The sequence below is a fragment of the Solemya velesiana gill symbiont genome (assembly GCF_002020805.1).
Lineage (GTDB): Bacteria > Pseudomonadota > Gammaproteobacteria > Chromatiales > Chromatiaceae > Sedimenticola_A.
The window spans coordinates 18,456-35,832 of sequence record NZ_MPRJ01000007.1 but is presented as its reverse complement, the minus strand read 5'-3'; the positions used below and the strand labels follow the sequence as shown (position 1 = coordinate 35,832).

Below are 17,377 nucleotides of genomic sequence, written 5' to 3'. Positions count from 1 at the left end.
GAAAATTAGTTCGCTTGAAGTAGCCAAGATTAACCGGCAACAGCGAACAGCACGTACATGGCCAGACCCACAGCGATCATGGGAACGGCGTCGACCAGACCCATTACGATGAAGAATTGGGTACGCAGCATGGGGATGAGTTCAGGCTGACGAGCAGCGCCTTCGAGAAAGCGGCCACCCAGTACACCGATACCGACAGCGGCACCCAGGGCGCCCAGACCCATCATGATTGCGCCAGCAATGTACAGCAGTGCTTGTTCCATTTTGGTCTCCCGTTTTAGGTGAGTAAGTAAAAATTAAAAAGTTAAGTTAAAAAATCAGTGCTCGTGGTGAGCCATATCCAGGTACACGATGGTCAGGGTCATGAAGATGAACGCCTGCAGCGTGATGATCAGAATATGGAAGATCGCCCAGCCCAGTTGCAGCACACCGCTGAACAGGCCCAGAATAATGCCCGCGTTGTACATGATGGCGATGAGGATGAAGATCATCTCACCGGCGTACATGTTACCGAACAGACGCAGTGCCAGGGAGATCGGCTTGGCGATCAGGCTGACGAACTCGAGAACAAAGTTGATCGGGATGAAGAGGATCTTGACGATTGGGTTGTCGGAGGAGAACGGCTGCAGGGTCAGCTCGCCCATAAAACCGCCAACGCCCTTCATCTTGATGCTGTAGAAGAGGACCAGTGCAAAGACACCGATGGCCATGCCGAAGGTGGCATTGGGATCGGTGGAGGGCACCACTTTCATGAAGTGAATACCCATCAGTTGGAAAGCGTATGGAATCAGGTCGATCGGCACCAGGTCCATCAGGTTCTGGAGGAAGATCCAGATGAAGATGGTCAGGGCAAGGGGCGCGACCAGGTCGTTCTTTGCGGTGAAGGAGCCGCGCACGCTGGTGTCGATGAACTCGACGATCCACTCGGCGAAGTTCTGCAGACCGCCGGGGATGCCGGAGGTGGCCGCATCGGCTGCCTTCTTAAATAGGTATAGGAAAAAGATACCGAGGGCAATGGACCAGAACATGGTATCCACGTGGATTGCCCAGAAGCCCATCTCCTTGGCTTCAGCAGCGCTGTGGGCGATACCCCACGTACCGTCGGGATGCTGACCAAAAGTGAGGTTGGTCAGATGGTGTTTGATATATTCGCTTGAGGTCAGGGTGTCGCCGGCCATTGTGCTTTTAAACTAAGACTCGTTATTAATTGAATAAGTTAAAAACCACCACCGCACCTACTGCCACAAGGAGATAGGTGCCGAGCAGTGCGCCGATACTCAGTGGGTAAACCCACAGGATAGCACCTGCAAATAAAATTCCTGTGACAACGAGCTTCAGAAGCTCTGCCCCGTAGAATCTGGCGACCATGTTGGCCGGTTCCTGCGCCTGGTAGTGGCGAAAAACCACGACGGCGAATACCAGATTTGCGAAGACTGCTGTCAGTCCTCCGGACAGTGCAGAGTAAGCTTCCACCCAGCCGATGGCGAGTAGTAGTGCCAGGGCCGCGAAAAAAGACATTGTCAGCTGCGCCAGAATGACTCGATAGGCTTGGCTTTTGTCAGTGAGTTGCATTCAAAAGATCCCAGCAGCCCGGAGCCATGCCTATCAAAGCGGTGCGCAGTATAAGGTCTGCGCGATATAAGGTCAAACGATAGCCGAATAAATGTTTTTATGACCGTCAAAAGCCTTATAAATAACCAAAAGAAAACTCTAATATTCTAATGATCCGCGCTTGTCATGATATTTGTCACGACTTTCACCCATACCGGAAGAAAACCCAAGGACAATTGTCAATCAGCCACGAATCTACTGGACGGCACACTGCCTGATGACCGCCGCACTGGAAATTGTGGAGCGAAATTAGCGGGCTACTGGATGTGGTCAAGAATACCGTCCAACTCATCCAGGCTGTTGTAACTGATCACCAGCTTGCCCTTGCCGCTGTTGCCCTGCTGAATCTTCACCCGGGCACCGAGTTTTTCGGTCAGGTCGTTCTCAAGGCGGACCACGTTTGGGTCCTCCTTGGGGGTCGTCTTGGTCTTGGCTTGGACAGGCTCCTCGCCCTGGAGCCGGCGTACCAGTTTCTCTGTCTCGCGTACCGACAGCCCCTGGGCCACCACCTGGCGGGCAGCCTTGCTCTGGGGCTCGTCCTTGATGCCGAGGAGTGCACGGGCATGACCCATCTCTAGGCGACGCTCCACGATGAACGTCTTCACGTCCTCGTTGAGGTCGAGCAGGCGCAGCAGGTTGGTAACCGTGGTGCGGGATTTACCCACAGCCTGTGCAATCTGCTGATGGGTGAGTTCGAATTCGTTGAGCAGGCGGTGCAGGGCGGTGGCCTCTTCCAGGGGGTTGAGGTCGTCGCGCTGGATGTTCTCAATCAGGCCCATGGCCATGGCGGTCTGGTCCGGCACATCGCGGATCACCACCGGAATCTCATCCAGTCCGGCCTGCTGGGTGGCCCGCCAGCGGCGCTCGCCGGCGATGATTTCGTAGCGCCCACCTTCGACTGGTCTCACCACGATGGGCTGAACCACGCCCTGTGCAGCGATGGAGTCGGCCAGCTCCTGCAGGCTCTCGGGGTTGAAATCGCGGCGTGGCTGGTACCGCCCCCGTTGAATAAGGTCCACCGGCAGGGCGCCGAGGCTCTCTCCAGGAGCCGCCGTTTCCGCCGCGCCCTGTTCACCCTCTTTGGCTGCTCCTCCGAGCAGGGCATCCAGCCCGCGTCCAAGACCTCTTTTTTTTGCTGCCATCTTTTCTCTTTCCGAATCTCTATGCTGGCGAAAGGCTCGCCATGTAATGTCTTATTATCAAGCTGTAGCGGAAGCTGCCGTTTTCCGTTGCTCGTTGCGCCTTAAAAACTCGCTGGCCAGGGCCATGTAGGAGACGGCGCCCCGGGATGATTTGTCATACTTGATGATCGGCAGGCCATAACTGGGGGCCTCCGCCACTCGCACGTTGCGCGGAATGATGGTACGAAACACTTGGTCATTGAAGTGGCTGATCAATTGCGCGGAAACTTCGTTGGTCAGGTTATTGCGCGGATCGTGCATGGTGCGGACGATACCTTCGATCTCCAGCTTGGCGTTGCGGCTATCCTGAATCTGGCGGATCGTGCTGATCAAGGCCGTCAGTCCCTCCAGGGCATAGTACTCGCACTGCAGCGGGATCAGCACGCCGTCCGCCGCTACCAGCGCATTCAGGGTCAGCATGTTGAGGGACGGCGGACAGTCGATGATGATGTACTCGTAGCGCTCCTTGGCTCCGGCCAGGGCAAGGCTCAGGCGCTTCTCCTTGAGCGGCGCACTCATCAGGCCAACCTCTGCAGCCGTCAGGTCCGAGTTGGAGGGCAATACGTCGAAGCCCGCCTCTTCGGAGGAGACCACCGCATCGGAAAACTGGGACTCCCCCAACAGCACATCGCAACTGGATTGCTCCAGTTCGTACTTGTCGACGCCACTGCCCATGGTGGCATTACCCTGGGGATCGAGATCCACCAGCAGCACCTTGCGCTTCAGCGAAGCAAGTGACGCAGCCAGATTGACAGCAGTAGTGGTCTTGCCGACCCCACCTTTCTGATTGGCAACACAGACGATTCGACCCATGGAAGTGCTTCCGTTGTTAATTTCTTAAGGCCTGTGAACACTATTTGTTTCATATGGTGTCCCAGGCCCTGATCATTCACCGCATCCCGAATGTTGGGGCGGACTGTCGAGAATATCAGAAAGAGGGGGGGGATAGTGCAATACCTGCGCATGTGAGGCTAGAACTTAAACAGATCTTCCGCCGCTTTCAGCTGATCCTCCTCGGAACCGGCTCCCATCCCTACGGCTTCATCCGTCGGTTCGAAAAAGTCGCAATAGTTTGGCTTCTCTTTCTCCATTACCCGATCCGCCACCGGCTCGCGGCAGTCGTTGGTCTGCCCCGGCGCATACCAGCGGCAGTTTCGGCAGACGCGGGTGGGTTTGCCACACTTCAGGCAGTTGTTCTCCCGGCCATAGTCGTGGGGGCCCAGTTCGATGCCGCAGTTCCAGCATTTGCCCTGTTTCGTATCACTCATCGTTTCTTTCCTCACAATAACCCGGTAAACGATTCGAGGCGAATACTGCAAATCACCCCCCGAACACCGGCTCAAGGACTGGGTTAATGATGCCTGGAGTCTAAACTTAAATCATGACAGACGGAATTCTCCAGGCACTGGGCGGGCTGGTCCTGTTCCTGCTCGGCATGGTCGTGATGACCGATGGCTTGACCGGTATCGCCGGCAACATGCTACGCCGGGCCCTGACCCGGTTTACCCGCAGCCCCCTGACCGGCTCTCTAACGGGCGCTGGCACCACGGCTGTTCTCCAGTCATCCAGCGCAACGACTGTGGCAACCATCGGATTTGTCGGTGCCGGCCTGCTGACCTTTCCCCATGTAGTAGGCATTGTTTTCGGCGCCAATCTCGGCACCACCATCATCGGCTGGATGGTTGCCCTGTTCGGTTTCAAACTGAATCTGGGCAGCCTGGCGCTGCCGATCATTCTGGCAGGTGTGCTGCTGAGGCTCTTTGCCAAGGGGCGCCTCACCCATGCCGGCCATGCCCTGGCCGGGTTCGGGCTGATCTTCGTCGGCATCGGTTTTCTTCAAGACAGCATGTCGGGATTGGAAGGGATAATCACACCGGAGGATTTACCAAGTGACAGTGTGACCGGCCGACTACTGCTGATCTGTTTAGGTATCGGCATGACCCTGGTCATCCAGTCATCCAGTCATCCAGTGCGGGTGTCGCCACGGCACTGACCGCCGTATATACCGGCACAATTGACTTTCCCCAGGCAGCGGCCCTGGTCATCGGCATGGATGTGGGCACCACGGTCAAAGCAGTGATCGCCTCCATCGGCAGGTCCACTGCAACCCGCCGTACGGCTTATGCCCATGTGGTCTACAACCTGATCACCGCATGCCTGGCATTTGTACTACTGACTCCCTACGTCTGGTTGTGGGAGAGCCTCTCTGCCGGCAGCCTGCAACGCAATGCCGAAATCGCCCTGGTGGCCTTTCACACCGGCTTCAACATCATCGGCCTCAGCCTGATGATCCCGCTGGCCAATCCATTTGCCGGCATGGTGGAACGCCTGGCACCCGAGCACAGGCTGCCCCTGCTGGATCGGCTGGAGCGCACCCTGCTGAAAGACCCGGGCAGCGCCCTGATGACCGTTCAGCGAACCCTGCGCGACATAAGTCTGCAGCTGTTCGATGTGGTATCGGCACTGATGCATCATCATCCACCGGATAAACAGCGATTGGAGACGCTGGCCTATGAGCTTGACCAGATCCACGCCTATGTTGATGAGATCCATTTGAACCCCAGGGAGCAACACAACTGGCCCATGCTCACCGCCGCCATCCACGTTCTCGATCATCTCCAGCGACTGCATGAGCGATGTGAAGAAGAGCCGGAGCGAGCGCTCACTGCCCAGGAGTCACCGGGCCTGATGGAGATGTCGGCTGAGATGGCTGATGTAATCGATCGCATATCCGCCGATGTGGGTGCCGGCGAGTGGGGGAGGGCCGAGCGCCTGGCACGGCACCATTCGGAGCGGGTCATTGCTGCGGCCGAGTCAATGCGTGAAAACATCCTTGCCTCGGTCGCATCAGGCAAGGTGGACGTACCGCTGGGTACTGACCGGCTGGAGGCCATGCGCTGGTTACGGCGGGTCAGCTACCACTACTGGCGTATTACACTGCATCTCAGGGAGATGGCCCAGGAGAGCCAGGGTTCGCCGAAGACACAAGCTCAGAACAATTGATCCGGCTCTTTTATTTGTCATGGTGCCAAGCCAGGGCGTGTTGATTTTTACGGGCAATCACCAACCCGTTGGCCGCTGGTACGGCTGAGCATTTTCATACCACCGGCATCAACCGACACCTCACCCATGGCCGAATCCCCGGCATAAGTCATCTTGCCGACACTGGCCACCTGCCCAGCGGGTCCGCTACATGTCATGCGCCAGGAGACGGTGTCACCCGTGGTCTCCATTTCCGATAGCTCGCAGTCCTGGTTATCACCTCCCTCCTTGGGTACCAGGTCCTCCCGGGTAATGCACTGCTGGTAAACCGTCGGCGGCATCTTCATGGGCATGCCGGGCATCTCGATCTCCGAGCGCCACTCCCAAAGCCCGGGATTCATGTTCACCTCATTGGCCTGTGAACAGCCCCCAAGCAACACCAACGCGATCAAACCGACTCTCTTGTACATCGATCTACTCCTTATCCCTGTGAACTTCACTCGCCGCCCAGAGAGAAAAATCCATCCCCCTGTTGAGCATCCCCATTCCCCGCATCCTGCTTCATCTCCGGCATCATCGCCAGGCCTTTCAGGCGCTTGGAATCGATCTCCGTAACCGTCTGCCGGATAGCCACAAACCGCTCAGCGCTTGCCGGGTGGCTTGCGGCATGGGTGCTTCTGATTGTCGCCGGATGCTCCGCAGCCATGCGCCGCCAGAAATTTGCAGCGCCTTCAATTGAATGATCCGCGCGAGCCATGATGTAGAGACCGACATAGTCCGCCTCGGCCTCGAACTCCTGTGAGTAGGCCTGGCCGGCAATATCGGTGAACAATCCCTGGGTGTTAACCCCCGCTGCGGCAGCCAGCAGATCAAGGAACAACCCGCCCATGGCGTTTGTGCGCTTGGCGTTAATATGCCCCATAGCGTTGTGAGCGATCTCATGGGAAACCACCAGCCCCAGCTCCTGGTCCGTTTCTGTGAAGCGCATCATGCCGCGGGTTATGCCCACATGCTCACCATTGGCATAGGCGTTGACCGCATTGCTCTCTACCAGCAATACTTGGTAGTCGCACACTTTGTCCGTCGCTATATCCAGAGTCATCAGCTCGCCGCCACGGGATATCTTTACCGGCAGCAGTTGTCCCGCTGAAACTTCATCCTGGTAATAGTCTTTGAAGGCCTTCAGCGCCTCTTCACCTGGCTCCACCACGTGCTCACCGATCTGCAGTACACGGTCCCCTGGCTGCAATCCCGCCCTGTCGCCCGGCGCACCCTCGACGGTGAAAAAGACCTGGAGCCCCTCATCCAGCCCAAACAACCGGTTTGCGGTCTCCCTGAATTTTCCCCTGTAGGCATACTGGCTGCTGATGTGGGCACCGGTACCTGCACGCCAGTTCTCCTTGCACAGGTCGGACGACGCGCGCAGCAAAGGATAGCTGACGGTTGCAAGGCGTTGCTCCAACTCAACATGACGCTTGAGCGCAATCTCCCGCTGCCGCTCCTCCTCCTGGGCCACCACTTCGTCAGACACGGAAGCCCGTTGAGTCATCGGTTTCATGCAGCCGGACAGATTGAAAAGAAGCAACGATAGAAGAATTACTAATGGCAGAGGCATTACCTGCTCCTCAGGGGTGATCACTCCGTTTTCAGGAGGATAGCATGGCGCTCGCCATCCGTGTCCGGCACCTCAAGTGGGGTGACACTGATCTTATGGCTCTGTTGCTCCACCTCATTGATTTCATCTTGAGGAACGGTGCCTTTCATGGCCAGTAATTGACCGTCTGCCGCGACCAGGTGAGCGGTCAGTTCCAACATCTTGGGCAGGGCGGCAAAAGCCCTGGAGGTTACCGTATCGAAGGGGCTCTTTGGTCGATAGCTCTCAACCCGCCCATGGACCACGTCCACGTTGGGCAGCTTGAGGGTGGTCACTGCCCGCTGTACAAAGCGCGTCTTCTTGCCGTTGGAATCCAACAGGGTGAAGTGAACCCCGGGCAGGGCAATGGCCAGGGGTATTCCGGGCAGCCCCGGTCCTGTGCCCACATCGAGCACCCGTTCACTCCTGAGCAGGTTGAGGATGGAGAGGCTGTCCAGCAGTTGGCGGGCGACCATCTCCCCCGGATCACGGATAGCAGTGAGATTGAACGCGCTGTTCCACTTCACCAGCAGGGCAAGGTAATCCAGCAACAGCGCCTGCTGATCGTTGCCGAGCGCTATCCCCATCTCTTCGAGACCGGACTGGAGTTGGGTTTTCCAGAGAGGATGATATTCAGACATCGTCAGCGCCCACCCTTACGCGGATTTGCGTTTCAGGTGTATCAACAGTAGGGAGATGGCAGCAGGAGTCATACCGGGTATGCGCCCCGCCTGGCCAATCGTGGCAGGGCGGCTCTTGATTAGTTTCTCCCGCACTTCGGAGGAGAGCCCTTTGACCTTTTGATAGTCGAAGTCCTCGGGCAGCTTGACCGCTTCGTTGGCCCGGGCCCGCTGAATCTCGTCCTGCTGGCGCTCGATGTAGCCGGCATACTTGGCCTGGATCTCAAGCTGTTCCGCAACCTTGGGATCCTCTGCACCGGGTGCGATGCCGGGCAGCTGCAGTAACCCGGCATAGGTGATTTCGGGACGGCTCAACAGGTCCAGTGCCCGGGTCTCCCTGGAAATCGAAGTATCCAGTGCCTGCTCGGCAATATTGCCCGCCTCACTGCCCGGGTGAATCCAGATATCACGCAGACGTTGGCGCTCCTGCTCGATGGACTCGCGCTTCCGCTCGAAAGCCTGCCAGCGTTCGTCGGGTATCAGTCCCAATTTACGGCCCTGCTCAGTCAAACGCAGGTCTGCATTGTCTTCACGCAACAGCAGGCGGAATTCAGCCCGGCTGGTGAACATACGGTAGGGCTCCCTGGTGCCGATGGTAATCAGATCGTCGACCAGAACGCCCAGGTAAGCTTCGTCCCGGCGGGGACACCAACTCTCCTGTTCGCGGATCTTGAGCACGGCGTTGAGTCCGGCCAGCAACCCCTGGGCCGCCGCCTCTTCATAGCCGGTAGTGCCGTTGATCTGGCCGGCGAAAAAGAGCTCCTGGATAAACTTGGTCTCGAGGCTCGGTTTCAGGTCCCTGGGATCGAAGAAATCGTATTCGATAGCGTAACCCGGCCGCACGATCCGGGCATTTTCAAAGCCCTTCATGGAACGTACCAGTTCCCACTGGACATCGAAGGGCAGGGAGGTGGAGATGCCGTTGGGGTAGACCTCGTTGCTGGTGAGGCCTTCCGGTTCGATGAAAATCTGGTGAGCGTCGCGGTCGGCGAAGCGCACCACCTTGTCCTCGATGGAGGGACAGTAGCGGGGACCGACACCCTCAATCACGCCAGTGTACATCGGCGAGCGGGACATGCCGCCACGGATGATCTCGTGGGTGCGTTCGTTGGTGTGGGTGATGTGGCAGGCGACCTGCCTGGGGTGCTCTTCCGGCGAGCCCATAAAGGAGAACACCGGCACCGGGTCATCTCCCGGCTGGGCCTGCAGCTCACTGTAATCGATGGTGCGACTGTCGATACGCGGCGGGGTTCCTGTCTTCAGGCGCTCCACGTTGAAAGGCAGTTCACGCAGCCGCCGGGAGAGGGCATTGGAAGGCGGATCACCAGCGCGACCACCCTCGTAGTTGTTGAGCCCGATGTGGATGCGTCCACCCAGAAAGGTGCCGGTGGTGAGTACCACTGTCCGGGCGTGAAACTTCAGCCCCATCTGGGTGACCACCCCGGTCACCTGCTCGTTCTCAACGATCAGGTCATCCACCGCCTGCTGGAAGAGATCGAGGTTCTGCTGATTCTCCAGTGCTTCGCGCACCGCCGCCTTGTACAGGACACGGTCGGCCTGGGCCCGGGTGGCACGTACAGCAGGACCCTTGCGGGAGTTTAGAATCCGGAACTGAATCCCCCCCTTGTCGGTAGCCCGGGCCATCAGCCCCCCCAGGGCGTCCACCTCCTTCACCAGGTGGCCCTTGCCGATGCCACCGATTGCGGGGTTGCAACTCATCTGCCCCAGGGTATCGATATTGTGGGTCAGCAGGAGGGTACGCGCACCCATGCGTGCCGCCGCCAGGGCCGCCTCGGTACCGGCGTGGCCCCCGCCTACAACAATTACATCGTAGCTATCGGCATGAAACATGGTTTTGGCGCATCAACTCTACAAGGGGGGCGTATTGTACCCCAGACACTCCATTTATATAGCTCCTTTGGCGGTTTTCACAGTCCTGCTCAAGGAAAACCTCAATTGTTGCCCGGTAATAATCGGTGCATGGTTACGTCCATAACCATATGCAGCCCCACTGAAGGAGTACATCATGCTTCCTGCCAGAATTTCCGCCATCATTGCACTGTTTGCATTCATCATCTGGTTCAACCTGCCCTCGGCATTCGCAGACGAGGCCGATGATGACGTTGTAAAGGTTGTCTATCACGCTGACTTCGCCGATCCCCGCCGGTTCAGCGCCATGCTCACCAGTATTCACAACATGGTTACCCATTACGAGAACGAGATGGTCGACTACGATGTTCGCATCGTATTCGTCGCCCACGGTCTCCGTTTCGTCACGGATGACAAGCTGGAAAAAACCCCCTTTGTCGAAGATGCCGCCCTCGCCGAGCGGCGCGAGAATCTGAAGGGACGCCTCACTAGCCTGAACCAGGTGATGTCCGTTGGCCTGGAACTCTGCGATATCACCCGCAGCCAGGTAGGATTGGACGAAGCAACGCTATATGAGGGCGTGGAATCAGTTCCCTCCGGCGTGGTTCAGGTGACCGACCTTCAGCGCAAGGGATTTGCCTACATAAAGGTGGAGTGAGAAATAAACCCCGTTTTCGTTCGGTCCCTATGAATAGCACAAAATTATCCGGGTACCCGACATGAACACCAGAATCCTCGCAACATCGCACAAATCCCTTGCCATCCTGCTGCTGATGGCATTCAGCATGACCTTTCTCTCCCTGGCCGAGGCCAGGGAGCTGAAGCCGAAACCGGCACCTGAATTCACCCACCAGGCAGCGGCCGAGTGGCTCAACTCAGACCCCCTCTCCCTGCAGTCATTGAAAGGCAAGGTGGTGCTGGTGGATTTCTGGACTTTCGACTGCTGGAACTGTTACCGCTCTTTTCCCTGGCTCCATTCCGTGGAGGAAAAATTCAAAGATAAACCGTTCCAGGTGATCGGCGTACACACCCCTGAATTTCAGCATGAACGAAAACGGGCCAACGTGGAAAAGAAGATCAAGGAGTTCAAATTGACCCACCCGGTGATGATGGACAACGACTTTTCCTACTGGAACGCAACTGGCACCCGTTATTGGCCCAGCTTCTACCTCATCGATAAGCGAGGGCAACTCCGATATCTCTTTATCGGTGAAACCCATGTTGGTGAAAAACGAGCGGAACAGGTTGAAAAGGCTATAGCCTCACTGTTGGCCGAGTAGTGCCGAATGCCATCTATGTGCATCGGGTCTCTCTACTGATTGGCACCAAGAGTTTCAACACCGCTGGGTGTTTCAATAACGGCCTGCAAATACGGTTGACCCGTTGAATCGACAACCGAAACAGGACCTTCAAATCCAATCGACTCCAGCATGGCAGAAACGCGGTTGGGATCCGGATGGTGTAATTTCAACTCAAGCAGGGAAAGGCCATGATTCTCCATGCGCTCTGCAGGGTGCACTGTGGATTGCCATTGGATCAGCGCCGGCACCACTCCGCCCATAATCAGCTCGCCATCGTTCGGGACGGTGATGAGCCAATCAAGATCGCCACGACTCATCGGCTCAACTGATCCGAGGGTTTCACTGCAGGATTCCGTGGACAATTGAATATCATCCGTGCGGACCACCCAGGTAGCGAGAAAAGGAACAGCATCCTTATTCAGCCTGTCCGGTGAAAACCATCGGGCAGGATTTGGCGGAGGTGCATTTGGATTCTTCGCGATCACTTCCAGGTAGGTGCTACTCCCCAGGCGCAGGAGAAGATTGTGGGTTCCCATTTTCTCATGCTCACCACCCACTTGGGGATTCACACCCAACGACTCCAACAGGTAGCTTGCGCCTATTTCGAGCGTTGGACAGGTAACGGCCAGGTGATCGATATGAGAACGAGGCATTTCCCCTGTTGACTCACTCGTTGCAGAAACGCTTCAGTTGTCTTCGGTCCTTCATGGCATGCTCCTTATCACCTTTCTGGTCAGCCCGCTGAGCTGCAATTCGCCAGTGCTCGCAAGGCGGTGGAAACTGCTCCTCTAAAATGTAAGCGGCTATTTTTTTCAGCATCTCATCGGGCAGCGGCATGGGCGGCATCAGACCAAGCTGCGAAATCGCCTCCTCATGCTTAGCACTTTCCAGCGTCGGCTGTTTTACAAACTCCACCATACTTTCAACAAAGTCTTCATTGTCCAAAGAGTTTCTTTTGTACAAACGCTGAACACTCCACATTGGAGGTCCCAGGGGAGGGTCCATGGCTGGGTTGTGACAAACATGACATGCCGGATATAGACTTTTGCCCTCAATAGCATCAGGGCTGAGCGCGGGACTGTTTGCAGCAAAGAGCGCCAAGCCAAGAGAAATCAACCATGCCTGTCTTTTCATTATTTGATTATTCCATTATCTCTGTTGGTCAGGAGAAATAGACGACTAAGGCCGCTATCCTGTCCTGGTGTGAACGAAGTATTCCGAAATAATATCTGGATTGCTCCGGAATTTCTTCACTGTTTCTGTGCAATCAACAGACACATATCTTCCCTGCAGGTTATACAATAGTTATCAACCATCGACGTTAATTTTACTGGGTTGTCATAGATGAAGAATGCACTGGATCTGGTAATCCAAGAAGCGGGACGTATCGTACTCGGCAAGGAACATGTCGTACGTCTTGCCGTGGCCTGTCTTTTAGCGAGAGGCCACCTCCTGATCGAGGATCTGCCCGGGGTGGGAAAAACCACCCTCGCACACTTGCTGGGAAAACTGCTGGGGCTGCATTACCAGCGAATCCAGTTTACCAGCGACCTGCTGCCTGCAGATATCATCGGCGTCTCCATCTACGACCGGCATGACGCGGTGTTCCGTTTTCACGCTGGCCCTGTTTTCTCCGAATTGGTGCTGGCCGATGAGATCAACCGTGCCACCCCCAAGGCCCAGAGCGCTCTGCTCGAAGCAATGGAGGAGAGGCAGGTAACGGTGGAGAACGAAACCCGGAAACTGCCCGATCCCTTCTTTGTCATCGCTACCCAGAACCCGGCGCACCAGATCGGCACCTTTCCCCTGCCCGAATCCCAGCTCGACCGCTTCCTTATGCGCATTCACCTGGGTTACCCGGACCCCCGCTCTGAGCGTGCCCTGCTGGCAGGACAGGACCGGCGCGACATGCTGGAAACCCTTGAGCCCTGCTTGGAACGGGAACAATTGAAGGCTATCCAGCAACAGGTAAACGAAGTACATGTATCCGATGCTCTACTGGACTACTGCCAGGCATTGATCGATTTCACACGAATCCATCCTGACTACCACCACGGACTTTCGCCCCGCGCCGGGTTGGCGTTGCTGCGAAGCGCCCGCGCCTGGGCATTGATGGACGGACGCTTCCAGGTACTTCCCGAAGACCTGCAGGCAGTGCTTCCGTCTGTTGTCAGTCACCGTCTGCACACCACCGACGACACCGGCATCGACGAAGGGACAGACCTGGCCGAACAGATGTTGGAGTCGGTCCCCATACCATGAGGCTGCGGCTGCCAGAGTACTTCATCCGCCGCCACGTCTATGCCGATGTGGAAGGGCGTGCTCATATACGGCCCCGCACTATCTATATTCTGCCTACAGCCCAGGGAATACTGTTTGGCGCCATACTCTTCCTGATGCTCCTGGGCTCCATCAATTACGCCAACAATCTCGGCTTCATGCTCACCTTTCTGCTCGCAGGACTTGGCGTTGTTGCCATACTCCACACCTGGCGTAATCTCGTTGGACTGGAACTGGTTGCCGGACGTAACGAACCGGTTTTTGCAGGCCAGGAGGCACGATTCGAGATCCAGCTCATCAACCACCGGGAGAGTACCCGCGCCGGCATCAACATAAAACTGGCCGATGGTGAACCTGTGGCCTGCGATCTTGAAGGGAAATCAAGCGAGGCCCTGACGCTTGCCGTGCAGACTCACCACAGGGGTTACCAGCCTTTAGGTCAGTTCGTACTCTTCACCCGTTATCCCATGGGACTGCTGCACGCATGGGTCTATATTGATCTGGACAACCGTTGCCTGGTTTGTCCAGCCCCGGGTGGCAGAATGCCACCGGCCCAGGTGCCAGACTACCGCCAGTGTCCGAAAGGGGACAAAGGCGTTGGGGTGGACGATTTCGTCGGACTCCGTAGCTACCGGGTCGGCGATCCGATCAAGCACATTCACTGGAAGACCCTGGCCCGTGAACAGGGTATCCAGACCAAGCAGTTCGGTGGCGATCGGGCAGATCGGCGATGGCTGGACTGGGACTCTCTGCAGGGCATGGATACCGAACAGCGCCTCAGCGCCCTCTGTCGTGGTGTACTCGATGCCTGTGAAAAACAGCATGAATATGGACTGCGCCTGCCCGGCACTGAAATCAAGCCGAATCGCGGCCCCGTACACCGGAACAACTGTTTGGCAAGCCTCGCGCTGTTCGGTGAAAGCGTATGAGAAAGCCCCTCGAAGCCCCCCTCAATAACCGGGAACTAACAGCACTGATCATTTTATTGATCATGACCATGGCTCCCCACGTGTTGCATCTCAACGGTTGGATCTCCGGCTTTTTTATCGCGGCCGTATTTCTACGTCTAGTGGCCCTCAAAACACCAAAAGCGCTGCCGGGGCGGTTCCTGCTGTTTCTGCTCACCGCAGGTGGGCTGACCAATGTACTTGCCCACTATCCCCTGCTGATGGGCAAGGAGGCAGGGGTTGCCCTGCTCACATCGATGATGGGATTGAAGCTGCTTGAGTTGAAAACCCGGCGGGATCTCTTCATCACCGTCTTTCTAGCCTTCTTCACACTGGTGACCCTGTTCCTGTTCCGCCAGGAGATCGCCCTGGTCGGCTACGTGTTGCTGGTGGCGTGGGGTCTGGGAGCCGTACTGGTGGAAGCGAGCCGTTCGGAACACAGCGCCAACCTGCTGGTGCCCCTGCGTAAATCAGGCATTATGCTGCTGCAGGCGGTGCCGGTGATGATCGTTCTATTTGTCTTCTTCCCCCGTTTTACCGGTCCGCTCTGGAACCTGGGTTTCGACAGCAGAGCCGCCACCGCGGGGCTGAGTGACCGTATATCTCCGGGTAGTATCAGCAAGCTGATTCTCTCAGAGGAGGTGGCATTCCGGGTCAATTTCGAAGACAAGATTCCACCCAACAGCAATCTCTACTGGCGGGGTCCTGTACTCTGGCAGACCGATGGTTTTTACTGGAACGAAGGCCCGCAACAGCGGCCCCGTAAATTGAAACTTCAGGTGGCCGGGGAGCCGGTTGCACATACCGTGACGCTGGAGCCAACCCACCGGCGCTGGCTTTTCGCCCTCGATCTACCCCAGAAACGCCCGCCCAATTCGATCCATATGCCGGACTTCCAACTGCTCAATCTGAAGCCGCTGGACCAACGCATACGTTACAGCCTGACCTCGTGGACCGAGTACAACACCGGTCCACTGCAGGAGGATGAACTGCAGCGCGGTCTACAGCTGCCACCAAACATCACTCCGCGTATGGAAGAGCTGGTCGCCGGCTGGAAGGCCGAGGCGGAGGGACCCGTAGAGATTGTTGAAACGGCACTGAAGTTTTTCAGGGAGCAACCATTTTTCTACACCCTCATTCCACCACTGACACTGGATAATCCTGCCGACGAGTTCCTGTTCGAAACCCGCAGGGGGTTCTGTGAGCACTACGCCACCAGCTTTACGCTGTTGATGCGTCTTGTCGGTATCCCCACCCGGGTGGTAACCGGATACCAGGGAGGTGAATTGAACCCGATGGGCGGTTACCTGGTGGTGCGGCAAGCCGATGCTCACGCCTGGAGCGAGGTATGGCTGGCGGGCAGCGGCTGGGTGCGTATCGATCCCACCGCTGCAGTAGCACCCCAGCGTATCGATCGCTCCTTCAATCCGAATATCGATAGATCCTTCGATATCGGCGAGCCTATCAAATTCAATCTGAAAGAGTCAGACCTGGTGAAACGACTGGTAAATCAACTGCGCTGGGGATGGGACTCCATCAACAGCTCCTGGCACAATTGGGTACTGGGCTACACCATGGAGCGTCAGGGCAGCCTGATGGCAATGCTGGGCTTCTCTTTTCTGAGGGGTTACAAACTGGCGTTGGGCATGGTGCTGATCACGGCCACCGTGGTATTTGGCCTGGCGATCCTGTTATGGAATCAAACAATAATAAAAACCGACCCTATACAGAAAGCCTTTTTACGCTATTGCAAAAAACTCAGCCGTATCGGCATTGTACGAAACCCCTGGGAGGGACCCAGGGATCTTGCCACCCGGGTAATCAAACTGCGGCCTGACCTGGCAACGGATGTTGCTCGAATCACCAGTCTCTACATCGCCATGCGTTATGGCAACGAGGGTGGGCAGCAAAAACTCCGACGCCTGCAGATGCAGGTACAGGCTTTCCGGCCTTCCCGACGGCCGGCAGGCTAGGTCTTTCTCTTGCCTGGTCTTGTACGAAACGATGTAGCCAGGAATATTTCCGCAAAAATCCCAAGCATGCCGAATAACTGGTAGGAGGACAAAGACTCTCCAAGGAGTACAACTGCAAGCAGCAAGGCATAGACCGGGATTAGATTACAGAACATACCCGCCAGGTTGGCACCACCCAGCGTCACCGCTTTATTCCAAAAGAAATAAGAGAGAATAGATGGAAATATTCCTACATAGAGAAGAATCAAACCGGTATGCATATCCAGGGTGAAGGTGTGATGCCGAGTGATATCCCAAAGATAAAAAGGCAGAATTCCCAATACACCCAGAAACACGAGCATCCACAAAAGGCCAAGCTTATCCAGTGATGAAGGGAGTGGCTTTATCAGTACCGAGTAGAGCGCAAAGCTGAACACCGCCAACAGCATCAACAGGTCCCCAGGATTCAACTTCAAACCAAGCAAAACGGACGGACTGCCACGGGTAATCACGAGTAACACGCCACACAGGGCAACGAATAATCCAAGTTGTTGAAAGCGACTTGCCCGCTCCTGACCTGCTATCCATGTCAACATAAAAACCATCAACGGCATGGTGGCTGTAACCACACCAACGTTGATCACCGAGGTCCACTGCAGGGCAAGATATTGAAAAGTGTTATAGACAGAAACCGAAAGAAAACCGAGCAGCAACATCTTTACCCAGTGATCACGATAATATGCCAGATCGTGTATAACCGCCTTGTACGCGAAAGGGGTGAGTAGCAACAGCGCGATTACCCAGCGCCAGAAAGATATCTCGATGCCCGATATGAGTCCGACCGCAACTTTACCCACCACGGCATTGCCAGCCCAAAACAGGGTGGTCAGTGCAAGGAGCAGTTGTGGTGAATTTGACGGCGCCCTCTAGTACGCCAACCA

General features: G+C 56.4%; 20 protein-coding genes. 7 read left to right on the top strand and 13 right to left on the bottom strand.

Features of this window, described 5'->3' with window-relative positions; all coding sequences use genetic code 11:
* Window positions 1-29: 29 nt before the first annotated feature.
* From atpE to BOW53_RS01820, 6 genes are all read right to left on the bottom strand, one after another.
* The gene (gene atpE / locus BOW53_RS01845; protein ID WP_005958839.1) at window positions 30-263 is read right to left on the bottom strand and encodes a F0F1 ATP synthase subunit C; all 234 of its coding nucleotides are present in this window, start codon (window positions 261-263) and stop codon (window positions 30-32) included.
* A gap of 54 nt (window positions 264-317) precedes the next feature.
* Window positions 318-1,178, bottom strand: coding sequence for a F0F1 ATP synthase subunit A (gene atpB / locus BOW53_RS01840; RefSeq protein WP_078485824.1), 861 nt, complete (start codon window positions 1,176-1,178; stop codon window positions 318-320).
* 25 nt (window positions 1,179-1,203) lie between these two features.
* Window positions 1,204-1,572, bottom strand: coding sequence for an ATP synthase subunit I (locus BOW53_RS01835; RefSeq protein ID WP_078485823.1), 369 nt, complete (start codon window positions 1,570-1,572; stop codon window positions 1,204-1,206).
* A gap of 296 nt (window positions 1,573-1,868) precedes the next feature.
* Window positions 1,869-2,753 carry a ParB/RepB/Spo0J family partition protein gene (locus BOW53_RS01830; RefSeq protein WP_078485822.1) on the bottom strand — a complete coding sequence of 295 codons (885 nt, stop codon included), beginning with the start codon at window positions 2,751-2,753 and terminating at the stop codon, window positions 1,869-1,871.
* A gap of 57 nt (window positions 2,754-2,810) precedes the next feature.
* Window positions 2,811-3,605, bottom strand: coding sequence for a ParA family protein (locus BOW53_RS01825; RefSeq protein ID WP_078485821.1), 795 nt, complete (start codon window positions 3,603-3,605; stop codon window positions 2,811-2,813).
* A gap of 158 nt (window positions 3,606-3,763) precedes the next feature.
* Window positions 3,764-4,060, bottom strand: coding sequence for a hypothetical protein (locus BOW53_RS01820; RefSeq protein ID WP_078485820.1), 297 nt, complete (start codon window positions 4,058-4,060; stop codon window positions 3,764-3,766).
* Between the two features lie 113 nt (window positions 4,061-4,173).
* Between BOW53_RS01820 and BOW53_RS13025 the strand changes: the two genes are divergently transcribed.
* Window positions 4,174-4,785 (top strand): Na/Pi symporter, encoded by a 612-nt coding sequence (locus BOW53_RS13025; protein WP_078485819.1) that lies wholly within the window; start codon window positions 4,174-4,176, stop codon window positions 4,783-4,785.
* Complete coding sequence (locus tag BOW53_RS13020; RefSeq protein ID WP_078485818.1) at window positions 4,713-5,795, top strand: Na/Pi symporter; 1,083 nt, start codon at window positions 4,713-4,715, stop codon at window positions 5,793-5,795. The genes BOW53_RS13025 and BOW53_RS13020 overlap by 73 nt, the downstream gene beginning before the upstream one ends.
* A 47-nt stretch (window positions 5,796-5,842) precedes the next feature.
* On the opposite strand, the gene BOW53_RS01805 is transcribed toward BOW53_RS13020, so the two are convergent.
* From BOW53_RS01805 to mnmG, 4 genes are all read right to left on the bottom strand, one after another.
* Complete coding sequence (locus BOW53_RS01805; protein ID WP_078485817.1) at window positions 5,843-6,244, bottom strand: DUF3617 domain-containing protein; 402 nt, start codon at window positions 6,242-6,244, stop codon at window positions 5,843-5,845.
* Window positions 6,245-6,270: 26 nt separating this feature from the next.
* Window positions 6,271-7,323: a M48 family metallopeptidase gene (locus BOW53_RS01800; RefSeq protein ID WP_172838727.1), complete on the bottom strand. Its 1,053-nt coding sequence runs from the start codon at window positions 7,321-7,323 to the stop codon at window positions 6,271-6,273.
* 86 nt (window positions 7,324-7,409) lie between these two features.
* Window positions 7,410-8,048: a 16S rRNA (guanine(527)-N(7))-methyltransferase RsmG gene (rsmG, locus tag BOW53_RS01795; protein WP_078485815.1), complete on the bottom strand. Its 639-nt coding sequence runs from the start codon at window positions 8,046-8,048 to the stop codon at window positions 7,410-7,412.
* Between the two features lie 15 nt (window positions 8,049-8,063).
* Window positions 8,064-9,938, bottom strand: a complete 1,875-nt coding sequence (gene mnmG / locus BOW53_RS01790) for a tRNA uridine-5-carboxymethylaminomethyl(34) synthesis enzyme MnmG (RefSeq protein WP_078485814.1) — start codon at window positions 9,936-9,938, stop codon at window positions 8,064-8,066.
* Between the two features lie 175 nt (window positions 9,939-10,113).
* Between mnmG and BOW53_RS01785 the strand changes: the two genes are divergently transcribed.
* Together BOW53_RS01785 and BOW53_RS01780 are read left to right on the top strand one after the other, a co-directional pair.
* Window positions 10,114-10,614 carry a DsrE family protein gene (locus BOW53_RS01785; RefSeq protein WP_078485813.1) on the top strand — a complete coding sequence of 167 codons (501 nt, stop codon included), beginning with the start codon at window positions 10,114-10,116 and terminating at the stop codon, window positions 10,612-10,614.
* 61 nt (window positions 10,615-10,675) lie between these two features.
* Window positions 10,676-11,236: a redoxin family protein gene (locus BOW53_RS01780; protein ID WP_078485812.1), complete on the top strand. Its 561-nt coding sequence runs from the start codon at window positions 10,676-10,678 to the stop codon at window positions 11,234-11,236.
* Window positions 11,237-11,268: 32 nt separating this feature from the next.
* Here BOW53_RS01780 and BOW53_RS01775 read toward each other — a convergent pair whose 3' ends face one another.
* Both BOW53_RS01775 and BOW53_RS01770 read right to left on the bottom strand, forming a co-directional pair.
* Window positions 11,269-11,910: a VOC family protein gene (locus tag BOW53_RS01775; protein ID WP_078485811.1), complete on the bottom strand. Its 642-nt coding sequence runs from the start codon at window positions 11,908-11,910 to the stop codon at window positions 11,269-11,271.
* Between the two features lie 13 nt (window positions 11,911-11,923).
* The gene (locus tag BOW53_RS01770; protein WP_135606957.1) at window positions 11,924-12,391 is read right to left on the bottom strand and encodes a c-type cytochrome; all 468 of its coding nucleotides are present in this window, start codon (window positions 12,389-12,391) and stop codon (window positions 11,924-11,926) included.
* 210 nt (window positions 12,392-12,601) lie between these two features.
* On the opposite strand from BOW53_RS01770, the gene BOW53_RS01765 reads away from it, so the two are divergent.
* Genes BOW53_RS01765 through BOW53_RS01755 form a run of 3 tightly spaced genes read left to right on the top strand, consistent with a single transcriptional unit; the run spans window position 12,602 to window position 16,457 of the window.
* Window positions 12,602-13,519, top strand: coding sequence for an AAA family ATPase (locus BOW53_RS01765; protein ID WP_078485809.1), 918 nt, complete (start codon window positions 12,602-12,604; stop codon window positions 13,517-13,519).
* Entirely contained in the window at window positions 13,516-14,466 is a 951-nt protein-coding gene (locus BOW53_RS01760; protein ID WP_078485808.1) for a DUF58 domain-containing protein, read from the top strand. Before BOW53_RS01765 ends, BOW53_RS01760 begins: the two co-directional genes overlap by 4 nt.
* Complete coding sequence (locus BOW53_RS01755; RefSeq protein WP_078485807.1) at window positions 14,463-16,457, top strand: transglutaminase TgpA family protein; 1,995 nt, start codon at window positions 14,463-14,465, stop codon at window positions 16,455-16,457. Before BOW53_RS01760 ends, BOW53_RS01755 begins: the two co-directional genes overlap by 4 nt.
* Here the strand turns inward: BOW53_RS01755 and BOW53_RS01750 are convergent.
* Window positions 16,454-17,326: a DMT family transporter gene (locus BOW53_RS01750; protein ID WP_342748388.1), complete on the bottom strand. Its 873-nt coding sequence runs from the start codon at window positions 17,324-17,326 to the stop codon at window positions 16,454-16,456. The genes BOW53_RS01755 and BOW53_RS01750 overlap by 4 nt on opposite strands.
* Between the last annotated feature and the right edge of the window lie 51 nt (window positions 17,327-17,377).

Bases quoted from the DNA above. Each gene is read 5' to 3' on its own strand.
- atpE (WP_005958839.1), bottom strand. From the start codon at position 263: ATGGAACAAGCACTGCTGTACATTGCTGGCGCAATCATGATGGGTCTG.
- atpB (WP_078485824.1), bottom strand. From the start codon at position 1,178: ATGGCCGGCGACACCCTGACCTCAAGCGAATATATCAAACACCATCTG.
- BOW53_RS01835 (WP_078485823.1), bottom strand. From the start codon at position 1,572: ATGCAACTCACTGACAAAAGCCAAGCCTATCGAGTCATTCTGGCGCAG.
- BOW53_RS01830 (WP_078485822.1), bottom strand. From the start codon at position 2,753: ATGGCAGCAAAAAAAAGAGGTCTTGGACGCGGGCTGGATGCCCTGCTC.
- BOW53_RS01825 (WP_078485821.1), bottom strand. From the start codon at position 3,605: ATGGGTCGAATCGTCTGTGTTGCCAATCAGAAAGGTGGGGTCGGCAAG.
- BOW53_RS01820 (WP_078485820.1), bottom strand. From the start codon at position 4,060: ATGAGTGATACGAAACAGGGCAAATGCTGGAACTGCGGCATCGAACTG.
- BOW53_RS13025 (WP_078485819.1), top strand. From the start codon at position 4,174: ATGACAGACGGAATTCTCCAGGCACTGGGCGGGCTGGTCCTGTTCCTG.
- BOW53_RS01805 (WP_078485817.1), bottom strand. From the start codon at position 6,244: ATGTACAAGAGAGTCGGTTTGATCGCGTTGGTGTTGCTTGGGGGCTGT.
- BOW53_RS01800 (WP_172838727.1), bottom strand. From the start codon at position 7,323: ATGACTCAACGGGCTTCCGTGTCTGACGAAGTGGTGGCCCAGGAGGAG.
- rsmG (WP_078485815.1), bottom strand. From the start codon at position 8,048: ATGTCTGAATATCATCCTCTCTGGAAAACCCAACTCCAGTCCGGTCTC.
- mnmG (WP_078485814.1), bottom strand. From the start codon at position 9,938: ATGTTTCATGCCGATAGCTACGATGTAATTGTTGTAGGCGGGGGCCAC.
- BOW53_RS01785 (WP_078485813.1), top strand. From the start codon at position 10,114: ATGCTTCCTGCCAGAATTTCCGCCATCATTGCACTGTTTGCATTCATC.
- BOW53_RS01780 (WP_078485812.1), top strand. From the start codon at position 10,676: ATGAACACCAGAATCCTCGCAACATCGCACAAATCCCTTGCCATCCTG.
- BOW53_RS01775 (WP_078485811.1), bottom strand. From the start codon at position 11,910: ATGCCTCGTTCTCATATCGATCACCTGGCCGTTACCTGTCCAACGCTC.
- BOW53_RS01770 (WP_135606957.1), bottom strand. From the start codon at position 12,391: ATGAAAAGACAGGCATGGTTGATTTCTCTTGGCTTGGCGCTCTTTGCT.
- BOW53_RS01765 (WP_078485809.1), top strand. From the start codon at position 12,602: ATGAAGAATGCACTGGATCTGGTAATCCAAGAAGCGGGACGTATCGTA.
- BOW53_RS01760 (WP_078485808.1), top strand. From the start codon at position 13,516: ATGAGGCTGCGGCTGCCAGAGTACTTCATCCGCCGCCACGTCTATGCC.
- BOW53_RS01755 (WP_078485807.1), top strand. From the start codon at position 14,463: ATGAGAAAGCCCCTCGAAGCCCCCCTCAATAACCGGGAACTAACAGCA.